Source organism: Lentzea californiensis (genome assembly GCF_024648825.1).
Lineage (GTDB): Bacteria > Actinomycetota > Actinomycetes > Mycobacteriales > Pseudonocardiaceae > Lentzea > Lentzea californiensis.
In genome coordinates this window covers 897,507-909,512 of sequence record NZ_JANBBE010000001.1, presented here as the reverse complement: position 1 = coordinate 909,512, position 12,006 = coordinate 897,507, and the positions used below count along the sequence as shown (strand labels likewise).

Sequence of the window (12,006 nt, the reverse complement as noted above, 5' to 3'; positions counted from 1 at the left end):
TGTCACTGGTGGTTTGCTGATGCTCGGTACGGGCATCGCTTCTGCTCAGGAGAACGTCGACCCGGACGCTGCGCCTTCGGCTGTCGACGTCGCGGCCGGTGTTCCGGTCAAGGTCGACCAGAACAAGCTGGCCACCCCGGTCCGGGAAGTCACGGTCCCCAAGGTCGACCGGACGATCAGCACGGACCGCGTCACCAGCGCGGTGCCCACCCGCACGGCAGCGCCCGTCGCGAACCCGCTGGTCCGTCAGGCAGGTGAGCGCCTGCAGGGCACCGCCTTCCAGAACGTGGTGCGCGGCAACAGGATCCAGGGGCACCTCGATGTGCCGTTCAACATCTGCGGCAACGCGATCGCGGTTCTCGCCGACACCGAGGCGACCGGCGACTGCACGCAGACCACGCACCGTGACGGCACCGTCGTCACCGATGGCGCCGGCCAGGCTCTCGCCGGCAACGTCGTCGCCGTCGACCACGTGCTCCCGGTCCAGGCCACCGGCAACGCGGTCGGGGCGGGCGGCAACGCCGAGACCAACACGACCGACGCCAAGCAGGTCTCGACGACCGGCGGCGACATCACCACCAGTGGTGAAAAGGGCACCATGTCCGGCAACGTCGTGGCCGAGCGCGGTGCGACCCCGGTTCAGGTCACCGGCAACGGCGTGGGCGCGGCGGGCATCGCCGAGGGCAACTCCTCCGCCGACACGTTCGCCTCCTCCGAGGGCGACGTCGTCACGAGCGGCAAGAACGGCTCGATCTCCGGCAACGCCGCGCCGATCCCGCTGGCGCCGCTGTTCGAGGTGAACGGCAACTCGGCCGCCGCCGCGGGCAACGCCGCCACGGACTCGACGCAGACCGGTGCCGCGTACGCCGGCGGCAAGACCTTCACCAACGGCGACCCCGCCACGCTCGCCGGCAACATCGCCGAGCCCGCGCTCGCCGGCCCGATCACGGTCGACGACAACGCCGCCGCCGCCGGTGGCAACGCCGCCGCCGTCAGCGACACGGTCAACGACTCGCGCGCCGGTGGCTCGCACCACACCACGGGCCACGGCTCCACGGGGTCCGGCAACATCGCCGGCGCGCCCATCTCGCTGCCCGTCGCCGCGGGCGGCAACGGCGCGTCCCTGGTCGGCAACGCGCTGACCGACCACTCGAACGAGGCGAACTCGACCGCCGGTGGCCAGTCCTTCACCGTCGGCGACAAGTCCGTGCTCTCGGGCAACATCGCGGACGTTCCCCCGGCCACGGCCGTGGACGTGTGCGGCAACGGTGCCACGCTCGCCGGCCAGGCCGCTGGTACCTGCGAGAACGACGTCAAGTCGGTCACCTCCGGCTACCAGGGCACGACGGGCAACGACTCGGTCGGCTCGGGCAACATCGCCTCCACCCCGCTCGCCGCGCCCGCCGAGGTCTACGGTCTCGCCGCCGCTGTCGGTGGCCAGGCCGCCGGCTCGGCCGACGAGGTCAAGCTGGTCCAGTCCGGTGGCACCCCGAACACCCAGGACGACCGCGGCACGGTCTCCAGCAACGTCGTGACCGCGCCGACCGCGGTCGCCCCGCAGGTCTTCGCCGTCACCGCCGGCCTCGTGGGCAACACCACGTCGGACGCGGCGAACGACACCACGGTCGTCGCGGGCGACGCGCCCCACGCGACCGGCAAGAAGAGCTCGGCGTCCGGCAACATCGTCCAGGTCCCGACCTCGACGCCGGCCCAGGTCTTCGCCGACGGCGTCACCCTGGTGGGCAACAACGACACCACGGGCGTCAACTCCACCGACATGAAGGCCGGCGGCGACGCCCTCACCACCGGCAAGCAGGGCTCCATCGCGGGCAACGTCGTGTCGGCCCCGGTCGCGACCGGCACCCAGGTGCTCGGCTGGTCGGTCGGCGGCGGCGGCAACGTCAACTCGACGGCCACCAACGACCTCAGCTCGGTCGCCGGCGGCGACGTCAACAGCAACGGTGACAAGGGTGCCGTCGCCGGCAACCTCATCGGCGCGCAGCCGGCAGTGCTCCCGGCCGTTCCGGGCAACACGGTCTCCGCGGCCGGTATCACCAACTCCGACGTGGTGTCCGCCACCAACGTCGTGTCCGGTGACGACAGCCACACCTCGGCTGACGACGCTTCGGTCTCCGGCAACCTGGTCAACGTCCCCGCCAACGCCTTCGCCGGCGTGTACGCGGACGCGGTCGCGGTCGCGGGCAACGCCACGACGGTCACCGACAAGGCCTCGCACACCCAGGCCGGCGGCGAGACCGCCACCGAGGGCAGCGGCCCGCTGACCGCTCGCGACATGCACGTCCCGGTCGAGGCGGCTGCCAAGCTCGCGCGCATCCCCGTTGAGGTCGTCGGCCAGGCGACCACGCTGGGCACGAGCGACGACACGCAGCTCACCGGCGAGGACACCGACGGCCCCCTGCGCGCCACGCAGCTCAAGGGCCTGGAGCTCCCCAAGGGCGTCGACAGCCTGATGAAGGCCAACCAGGTTCCGACGTTCCACGGTCTCGACAGCAAGCTGCCGATCAACCAGCTCCCGAACCCGGCTGACCTGGCGGCTCTGGTCGGCCAGCTGCCCATCCAGGGCCTGCCCACCACCCAGGGTCTGCCCACGCAGGGCCTGACCAAGGGTCTGCCCACGCAGGGTCTCACCAAGGGTCTGCCCACGCAGGGTCTCACCAAGGGTCTGCCCACCCAGGGCCTGACCAAAGGTCTGCCCACGCAGGGTCTCACCAAGGGTGTGCCCACCCAGGGTCTCACCAAGGGTGTGCCCACCAAGGGTGTGCCCACGCAGGGCGTGACCAAGGGTCTGCCCACGCAGGGCCTGACCAAGGGTCTGCCCACGCAGGGCCTGACCAAGGCTCTGCCCACCCAGGCTCTCACCGAGGGTCTGACCCAGGGCCTCACGAAGGGTCTGACCCAGGGCCTGGCCAAGACGCCCCTCCAGGGTCTGCCCGGTGTGGCGAAGGAGCGCTCCGCCCTGCCGCTGAACGGTGGCACCGGCAACGTCACGCCGAACATCCAGGGCCTGCCCCTGGGCCAGCTGCTCGACGCCGCGAAGGGCCTGATCCCGGCCGGCGCCACCGGGCGTTCGCTGCCGTCCCTCCCGGTGACCGCCCCGGCGCTGCCGGTGCCGGTGCAGCTGCCCGCGCTGCCCACCGAGCGTTCGCTGCCCGCGCTGCCCGTCGACGGCCCGGCCTCCCTCTCGGGTCTCAGCCTGAACCCGACCCAGGGTCTGGCCCCGAAGGCCGGCGAGCGTTCGCTGCCGCAGCTGCCGTTCGCCCCGGCGCTCGCCATGATCGACCCGGCCAACCTGTTCCAGAAGGTGACCGGCTCGCTGTAACACCCAGCACCACGTAACACCCCGCAGTACGTAACACCCTCCCTCCGGTAAGAAGCTGAGCCCCAGCGACACGACGGTGTCGCTGGGGCTCAGTGCCGTTCGGGGGGATTTCGTGCCAGCTCCGGTGACGATCCAAACTCGTGGTGAGGCTGAAGCAGTCATCTTCCCGTTCCCCTCTCTGGCGAGACGAGACGTCTCGTCTCGTTGATGAGGCGAAGCACGCCGCCACATGCGAGCACTTGGCAAGACGAGACGTCTCGTCTCGTCGCTTACTAGGATGAGTCATGCCCATGCCAGGTGTCCCAGACCCCAACCGACGCAGCGATGCAACGCGGCGCGCCATCCTCACCGCAGCCATCGACCTCCTCGGGGAGGTGGGCTATCCGAAGCTCACCATCGAAGGCATCGCCCGCAGGGCCGGAGTCGGCAAACAGACGATCTACCGGTGGTGGGCGTCAAAGGGTTCGCTGATCTTCGAGGCCTTCCTGGCCTTCGCAGGTGACGGCGAGACCGCCGCCCTGCCGGACACCGGCGATCTGGCCGCAGACCTGAAACTGGTACTGCGGGCCACGGTCGATGAACTGGACGATCCGCGCTACGACAAGGCCATGCGCGCCATGCACGTCGAGATCGTCAACGATCACTTGCTGGCCGGCGAGTACGTGGCGCGACTGGAAAAGCCGATGCGGGAACTGAAGAAGGAGCGCCTCCGCGCGGCACAGCGCGCTGGGCAGCTCGCTGAAGACGTCGAGCTCGAGGTGGCGATCGACATGCTGTTCGGTCCGGTCCTCAACCGGTGGCTGCAGCGGACTGGCCCGCTGACTCACCACTACGTGGACCAGGTGGTGGACACGGCGTTGCGCGGCCTCGAACCCCGCAAGCCGTAGCCCGCTGGTCCACGTGCGAGTGTCTGCGTCGGTCGGCCCGGCGGGCGAGATCGCGGCGTTGTGGCCGGCGGCCGCGGACCCGGCAGCGCTGACATCGGCGACGACGTAGCCGGGACTGGCCTCGTTCCCGACCTCAGGACATCGCCGCCGCACCGTTGCAATGCCGTTGAGGCAGGCGTCGGCTTACGTCTGGGCCAGGTCCGTGAAGCGGCTGTAGTGCAGCTGGTGCGCCACGACGATGGTCGCGGTCGGCCCCGCGCGGTGCTTGGCGATGATCAGGTCGGCCTCGCCGGCGCGCGGGTCGTCGCGTTCCCAGGCGTCTGGGCGGTTGACCAGGATGACCATGTCGGCGTCCTGCTCCAGGGAGCCCGACTCACGGAGGTCGGAGAGCATCGGGCGCTTGTCTGTTCGCTGTTCCGGGCCTCGGTTGAGCTGGGAGATCGCGATCACCGGGACGTGGAGTTCCTTGGCGATCAGCTTGAGGTTTCGGGAGAACTCCGAGACTTCCTGCTGGCGCGACTCCGTCTTCTTGCCCGACGACATCAGCTGGAGGTAGTCGACCACCACGAGCTTGAGGTCGTGGCGCTGCTTGAGGCGGCGGGCCTTGGCCCTGATCTCCATCATGGTGAGGTTCGGGCTGTCGTCCACGAAGAGCGGTGCCTCGCTGATCTCGCTCATGCGGCGGGCCAGGCGGGTCCAGTCGTCGTCGCTCATCGTGCCGCCTCGCATGTCGCTGAGGCGGATGCGCGCCTCGGCGGAGAGCATGCGCATGACGATTTCCGTGCGGCTCATTTCCAGGCTGAAGATGGCGCTGGTCATGCCGTGCTTGACCGAGCACGACCTGGCGAAGTCGAGGCCCAGCGTCGAGTTGTGGGTCGGGATCATCGTCTCGCCCGCGAGGTACAGGTGGTCGTGGTTGTCGACCTCCACGCACCTCACCGGGACGGAGGCGACTGGGCGGACCGCGACGATCTCCACCTGGGCGTGCTCGCCCAGGCCCGCGATCAGTTCGTCGACGTCGCGGCGCAGGCGGGCGAAGCGGCCGTCGATCTGCAGTGCGGCCAGCAGTTCCGCGCGCTGCTTGTGGGACGCGCGCAGGTACGCGGCGGGGATGTGCGGGTCGTCGGCCAGGTCGAGTTCCTTGGCGACGCGCAGTTCGTCGTCGGTCAGTTCCAGGTCGCCCAGGCCGGACAGGAACAGGCCCAGCGCGCGCGGGGACAGCGGCAATGACGCGGTGGGCAGCTCCCAGGCCGCGGACAGCCGGACGAACATGCGGCACAGGCCGACCCGCTCGAACAGCTGCGCGGTGGTGCGGATCGCCCAGAAGCCGCCGGTCTCGCTGCATGACTCCGTCAGCCACTGGTGCTCGGCGTCGGCCACGATCACGGTGCCGTCGGAGAACTCGACCTCGAAGCACGGACGGCCCGTCATCACCTCGGTCGCGGCGACCACCCTGGTCGGACGGCCGTCGGCGCCGATCAGGAACGAGCCCACCGACACGGCGCCCATCGTCGTCCAGCCGGACGGCGTGGGCAGCGGGGTGTCCAGGGCGAGCGCCTTGCCGACACCGGGGCGGGCCGCGACGATGATCATCTGGCCGCCGTGCAGGCCGTTGGTCAGGGCGTCGAGGTCGGCGAAGCCCGTCGGGATGCCCTGCGACATGCCGCCGCGGGACGCGATCGCGTCGATCTCGTCCATGGTCGGCTGCAGCAGGTCCTCGAGGGCCACGTAGTCCTCGGTGGTGCGGCGGTCGGTGACCTCGTAGATCGCGGCCTGCGCCCGGTCGACCACCTCGTCGACGTCCGCGCCCTCGGCACCGTTGTAACCGAGCTGCACGATGCGCGTGCCGGCCTCGACCAGACGGCGCAGCACCGCTTTCTCGGCCACGATCTCGGCGTAGTAGCCGGCGTTCGCGGCCGTGGGGACCGTCGCGATCAACGTGTGCAGGTACGGCGCGCCACCGACGCGCAGCAACTCGCCGCGGCGTTCGAGCTCGGCCGAGATGGTGATCGGGTCGGCGGGCTCGCCGCGGCCGTACAGGTCGAGGATGCAGTCGTAGATCGCCTGGTGCGCGGGGCGGTAGAAGTCGTTCGGCGCGAGCGCCTCGATGACGTCCGCGATCGCGTCCTTGGACAGCAGCATGCCGCCGAGAACGGACTGCTCCGCCGCGAGGTCCTGGGGCGGCTGACGCTCGAATGCGGGCTCCGCCATGCCCCGGTCGTCCACGAGCGCCACTGCCGAATCACCCCTGCGAAGAAAGTCGAGAGCCGGTGCCTGGATCACCTAGTTGTACCGCGCGGCACCGACAATTTCGGGCGGCCACGCTGTGCGATGGCCTCGCCCTGACAGCGACGCTAGAGGGACCCGTCCGGAGCAAGCAAACCAGCGTGTGGATCGCCCTGTGGACAACTGGGGGACAACCTGTGGATGGTTGCTCACAGGGGTCACGGCGCTGGGGACAACCTGTTGACAACCAGTGGAGTGACAGAAGTAACTGCAGCTCAGAGGCTGTGTACAAGTTGTGGAAAAAGTTGTGTGCCACAGCCTCGGCGTGTCGCGAAAAACACCTTCGTCGGCGTGTCGCCGCCAGGCTGGACGAGCCGTTTATCCACAGGAAGTGGACAGATTTACGCTGGTCCGAACGAGCGAAAGCGCCACCCACCCGGAGCATTCCGGGTAGGCAGCGCTTCACAAACCGAACCGTGGGCCACCCCCACCAACGTGTGGCGGGGACAACCCGATGATCACTCGCCGGCAGTGACCTCGACCGGCAGGGCGACGGTGACCTCGGGGTGGAGGCGAACCGTGACCGAGTGCTTGCCGGTCGTCTTGATGTGACCCGGCAGCTCGATGGCGCGCTTGTCCAGGACCGGACCACCGGCGGACTTGACGGCAGCCGCCACGTCCGACGTGGTGACCGAGCCGAACAGCTTGCTGCTGCCGGCGGCGGCCTTGGCCTTGAGCGTCACGGAGAGACCCTCGAGCGCGGTCTTGATCTCCTTGGCGTGGTCCAGGTCGCGCACGCGGCGGGTGTCCTGCGCGCGGGTGATGACCTGGATCTGCTTCTGCGCGCCACGGGTCGCGACGATCGCGAGACCACGCGGGAGCAGGTAGTTGCGGCCGTAGCCGTCCTTGACCTCGACGATGTCGCCGGGAGCGCCAAGGCCGGAAACGTCAGCGGTGAGGATGAGCTTCATCGCAGTGTCTCCTTCTCTTAGCGAGCGGTCGAGGTGTAGGGCAGCAGGGCCATCTCACGGGCGTTCTTCACGGCAACAGCGACGTCGCGCTGGTGCTGCGAGCAGTTACCCGTGACGCGGCGGGCACGGATCTTGCCGCGGTCGGAGATGAACTTGCGGAGCAGCGTCGTGTCCTTGTAGTCGATCAGGGACGCGCTCTTGTCCTTGCAGAAGGCGCAGACCTTCTTCTTGGGCTTGCGCACAGGCGGCTTGGCCATGTGTCTCTAACTCCTGAATACGCGATGAGTGAAGTACTGGATGACCGGTGCAGTCGGTCTAGAAGGGGGGCTCGTCGGCGAAGCCACCGCTGGAACCGGCCTGCGGGGCAGAACCCCACGGGTCGTCCGCGGGTGCGGCGCCGCCACCGCCGCGAGACTGCTGACCACCGCCGCCGCCGAAGCCGCCGCCACCGCCGCCGTCTCCACGGCTGACCTTGTTGACCTTCGCGGTCGCGTAGCGCAGCGAGGGGCCGATCTCGTCGACCTCAAGCTCCACGACAGTGCGCTTCTCGCCTTCCTTCGTGTCGAAGGAACGCTGGCGCAACCGTCCGGAGACGAGCACTCGCGAACCGCGGGTGAGCGACTCGGCCACGTTCTCGGCGACCTGCCGCCACACGTTGCACCGCAGGAACAGCGCTTCGCCGTCCTTCCACTCGCCCGAATTCTTGTCGAACGTGCGGGGCGTGGAGGCGACCGTGAAGCTGGCCACCGCCGCACCGGACTGGGTAAAGCGCAGTTCGGGATCGGCAGTCAGGTTCCCGACCACCGTGATCGTCGTCTCACCAGCCATGTCTTGGGAGCTCCCCTAGTCGAGGTTCGTCAGGCCCTGGCAGCGGCCCGAGCCGCTGACTTGGCCGACTTGGCGTCCGACTTGGCCTTGGCCTTGGCGGCCAACTTGGCGGCCTTGGCGGGCTCGCGGCGCAGGACCTTCGTCCGGAGCACCGTCTCCTGCAGACCGAGCTGGCGGTCCAGTTCCTTCACCGCGTCAGGCGTCGAGGTCAGGTCGAGCACCGCGTAGATGCCCTCGCTGCTCTTGTTGATCTCGAAGCTCAACCGGCGCTTGCCCCACACCTCGACCTTCTCCACGTTTCCGCCCGTGGTGCGGATGACGTTGAGGAACGTGTCGAGCGACGGTGCGACAGTGCGCTCGTCGAGACTGGGGTCGAGGATGACCATCACTTCGTAATGACGCATGAGGACCACTCACCTCCTGTGGACTCGCGGCCACGGGCTTTCCGTGGCAGGAGGGTCGTCGCGTCAGCAACTGACAAAGGTTAACAGAGCGCGTCCGGCGACTACGCAGGGGTGCGACGCAGTGCCCAGGTCCGCACCAGCGCGCCCGTGACCAGGGCGAGCATCAGCACCGCGACCAGCACCGGAGCGCCGACGCCGCCGGGTCCGCTCAGCCTGGGCAACGCCGTGGCGCGGCCGGCGGCCTGCACCGAGTCGCCCTCGACGCCGGTGCCGTTGGACGCGCGGGGCACCTGCGAGCCGTACCGCACACCGGGCGACGGCGAGTAGAGGCCGGGCATCGCGAACGGCAGCGAGCCGTAGCTGAACAGCGGCACGCGGCCGAAGTTCGAGCCGATCGGGTAGAGCGAGAAGTCGCGGTTGCTGGGAGCGCCCGCGCCCACACCGGGAACGCCGGGCTGGGTGCCCGGCTGCGTGCCGGGGTTGGTCCCCGGCTGCGGCTGGGGCTGCTGACCAGGCGGTTTCGGTGCACCGGGGATCGCGCCGACGGCCTGCTGAGAGGCGTCCGCGACGGCCTTGGCGCCGTCCTGGACGGGCGCGGCGACCTGGTTGACGCCGACCACCGTCACCTGGCAGCCCTGCGTCAGCGTCGTGCGCACGGTCTTGTCGAGCGTGCCGAGGATCGGCCCGAGCAGCGGGATCTTGTTCACCTCGGCCATCACGGCGTTGGCGATCGTGCCGCCGCTGATGGTCGTCGTGCCGACCTGCACCGCGCCGATCGGCATGGGCTTGGCCTGCGCGAACGCCTGCTTGAACGGTTCGGCGAGCGGCGGCCCGAGCAACGGGACGGCGCGCACGAGGTCCGTGATCGGCTGCGTCACGGCGGCCGGACTCAGAGAGACGGGGGTGCCGGGCGCGCCCTGCACGGTGGTGGCGCAGCTGCCGACCACGATGGGTTCCGCCGCGTGCGCGACCCCGCCCACCGAAGCGGAAGCCAGGGCCAGCAACGCCGTGGCGGCGACGCTCAACAGCCTCATGCGAACCCCTTTCCTACTCTCTAGTAACGACCGTAGGTCCTGGTGGTGACGTAGACCATCCCCAGTTTTTCCAATTACTCCTATCGGCGGCGGCTGCGATGGCGTTATGGGCGCCGACTACCCTCCTGCGTATGCGCATCGGGGCCCATGTACGCGACGACGACCCGGTCGGCGCCGCGGCCGAACGCGGGGCCGAGGTCGTCCAGTTCTTCCTGTCGGATCCCCAGGGGTGGAAGAAGCCCAAACCCCACCCGCAGACGGAGGCCCTGCTCGCCTCCGGCCTCGAGGTGTTCGTGCACGCCCCGTACCTGATCAACATCGCGTCGCTGAACAACAAGATCCGGATTCCGTCCAGGAAGAACGTGGTCCAGCACGCCGAGGCCGCCGCGACGGTCGGCGCCAAGGGCCTGATCGTGCACGGCGGCCACGTCACCAAGGGCGAGGACCCGGCCGAGGGCTTCGCGAACTGGCGCAAGTTCTTCGAGCGCCAGGTCGCCGAGGGCGGCTTCGCGGTCCCGGTCCTGATCGAGAACACCGCGGGCGGCGACGGCGCCATGGCGCGCACGTTCGACTCCCTCAAGCTGCTCTGGGACGCGGTCGGCGAGTTCGGCGCGGGCTTCTGCCTCGACACCTGCCACGCGTTCGCCGCCGGTGAGGACCTGGTCGGCATCGTCGACCGGGTGAAGGCGATCACCGGCCGGATCGACCTCGTGCACCTCAACAGCTCGCGCGACGAGTTCGGCTCCTCGCGCGATCGGCACGACAACATCAAGACTGGCACCATCGACGCCGACCAGTTGGCGGCCGTGGTCGCCACCGCCGGATGCCCCGTCGTGGTGGAGACGCCCGACGAGGGCCAGGCCGACGACATCGCCTTCCTGCGCGACCGCGCCGGCCGGTGAACACCGTGCACGAGGTGGTGAGCGTGACGCCCGAGCGAGGCGACGCCGGGCGTTTCGTGAACCGCTTCGGCAGCGCTGCCGCCGCCGTGCTCGTGTTGCTGTGCGGGCTCACGCTGCTGCTGGGCTTCATCAACAAGGACCGCTGCACCGGTCCCGCGTTCGACCAGTGGGGCCGCACGCAGCCCGACTACGACGAGCGCAACAAGCAGGACGTCTGCTACTCCGACATCCAGCACCTCTGGATCGGGCGCGACATCGACCGGCACGTCTTCCCGTACGTCGACGGCAACATCAACGACAAGGGCATCCTCATCGGGGGCTCGGTCGAGTACCCGGTGCTCTCCGGCCTGCTCATCTGGGCGGGTGCGATCTTCGCGCACAACGACGCGGAGTACCTGCTCTACTCGTCGCTGCTGATGGCGCCGTTCGGCCTGCTCACGGGCTACCTGCTGGGCAAGCTGGCCCGCTGGCGCGCGTTGCTGTGGGCGATCGGGCCACCGCTGGTCCTCTACGCCTTCCACAACTGGGACCTGCCGGTCGTCCTGTGCTCGGTCGCCGCGGTCTTCGTGGTGCACCGCTGGAACCGGCCGCTCGTCGAGAGAGCCGTGGTCGCGTCCGTGCTGCTCGGGCTCGGGTTCGCGTTCAAGGTCTACCCGGCGGCCTTCGTGCTGCCGCTGATGCTCTTCGTCGCCACCGGCGGCTGGCGCGGCCAGGAGATGCCGGCCGGTAAGAAAACCGACGTGGCGGGCGCGGTCAAGGTCGGGCTCGCGTCGATCATCACGGTCGTGCTGGTCAACCTGCCGTTCGCGATCGCGGGCTACGACGGCTGGGCGGCGTCGTTCGAGTTCCAGTCGCTGCGCCGGGTCGACATCACGACGAACTCGGTCTGGTACTGGGGCCTGCGGCCGTTCATCGGCGACGACGCGATGCAGTCGCTGGTCGGCGTCATCTCGCCGATCACGATCCTGGTCTCGTTCGCGATCGCCGCCGGCTACGGCTGGATGCGGTTCCGGCGCGAGGGCAGCTATCCGTGGATCGCGGTGTCCGGCGCGATGCTGTGCGGCTTCATGCTGCTGCACAAGGTCCACTCGCCGCAGTACACGCTGTGGCTGGTGCCGTTCCTCGTGCTGCTGCGCGTGCGGCTGGTGTGGGCCTTCGCCTACTTCGTGGTCGACCTGGCCATGGGCGTCGGCATCTTCCGCTGGTTCTGGGCGATCGAGTTCGGTCAGCCGGCCGGGATCTACGACAGCTTCTCCGCGCAGGCCGTGATGATCGGCGTGTGGGGCCGGGCCGCGTTGCTCGTGGCGCTGTTCGTCGTGTTCCTCAAGGCCCGGGACGTCACCGAAGACGACCACGAAGACCTGAAGTTCATCCGCGGGGCTGTAGCAGCGAAGACCTGATTCGCCGCAGACTC

10 protein-coding genes are annotated in these 12,006 nt (G+C 69.2%); 4 read left to right on the top strand and 6 right to left on the bottom strand.

All coding sequences use genetic code 11. The features are described 5' to 3' along the window. Positions 1 to 19: 19 nt before the first annotated feature. Positions 20 to 3,340 carry a beta strand repeat-containing protein gene (locus tag LX88_RS04860; RefSeq protein WP_258946623.1) on the top strand — a complete coding sequence of 1,107 codons (3,321 nt, stop codon included), beginning with the start codon at positions 20 to 22 and terminating at the stop codon, positions 3,338 to 3,340. Between the two features lie 284 nt (positions 3,341 to 3,624). After that, positions 3,625 to 4,227 carry a TetR/AcrR family transcriptional regulator gene (locus LX88_RS04855; RefSeq protein ID WP_258946622.1) on the top strand — a complete coding sequence of 201 codons (603 nt, stop codon included), beginning with the start codon at positions 3,625 to 3,627 and terminating at the stop codon, positions 4,225 to 4,227. Positions 4,228 to 4,410: 183 nt separating this feature from the next. Here LX88_RS04855 and dnaB read toward each other — a convergent pair whose 3' ends face one another. The 6 genes from dnaB to LX88_RS04825 form a co-directional block, all read right to left on the bottom strand. Beyond that, complete coding sequence (gene dnaB / locus LX88_RS04850; RefSeq protein ID WP_372511249.1) at positions 4,411 to 6,369, bottom strand: replicative DNA helicase; 1,959 nt, start codon at positions 6,367 to 6,369, stop codon at positions 4,411 to 4,413. A 602-nt stretch (positions 6,370 to 6,971) separates the two neighbouring features. Then, a complete protein-coding gene (gene rplI / locus LX88_RS04845; RefSeq protein ID WP_090071925.1) occupies positions 6,972 to 7,424 on the bottom strand; it encodes a 50S ribosomal protein L9 in 453 nt (150 codons plus the stop codon). A gap of 17 nt (positions 7,425 to 7,441) precedes the next feature. Continuing rightward, on the bottom strand, positions 7,442 to 7,681 hold the full coding sequence (gene rpsR, locus LX88_RS04840) for a 30S ribosomal protein S18 (protein WP_030480165.1): 240 nt from the start codon (positions 7,679 to 7,681) through the stop codon (positions 7,442 to 7,444). Positions 7,682 to 7,739: 58 nt separating this feature from the next. Then, entirely contained in the window at positions 7,740 to 8,252 is a 513-nt protein-coding gene (locus LX88_RS04835) for a single-stranded DNA-binding protein (RefSeq protein ID WP_258946621.1), read from the bottom strand. Positions 8,253 to 8,281: 29 nt separating this feature from the next. Continuing rightward, entirely contained in the window at positions 8,282 to 8,656 is a 375-nt protein-coding gene (gene rpsF / locus LX88_RS04830; RefSeq protein ID WP_258946620.1) for a 30S ribosomal protein S6, read from the bottom strand. 101 nt (positions 8,657 to 8,757) lie between these two features. Then, positions 8,758 to 9,690 carry a hypothetical protein gene (locus LX88_RS04825; RefSeq protein WP_258946619.1) on the bottom strand — a complete coding sequence of 311 codons (933 nt, stop codon included), beginning with the start codon at positions 9,688 to 9,690 and terminating at the stop codon, positions 8,758 to 8,760. Between the two features lie 131 nt (positions 9,691 to 9,821). On the opposite strand from LX88_RS04825, the gene LX88_RS04820 reads away from it, so the two are divergent. After that, positions 9,822 to 10,592 carry a deoxyribonuclease IV gene (locus LX88_RS04820; protein ID WP_258946618.1) on the top strand — a complete coding sequence of 257 codons (771 nt, stop codon included), beginning with the start codon at positions 9,822 to 9,824 and terminating at the stop codon, positions 10,590 to 10,592. 23 nt (positions 10,593 to 10,615) lie between these two features. Further along, entirely contained in the window at positions 10,616 to 11,992 is a 1,377-nt protein-coding gene (locus LX88_RS04815; protein ID WP_258946617.1) for a glycosyltransferase family 87 protein, read from the top strand. Positions 11,993 to 12,006 lie beyond the last annotated feature (14 nt).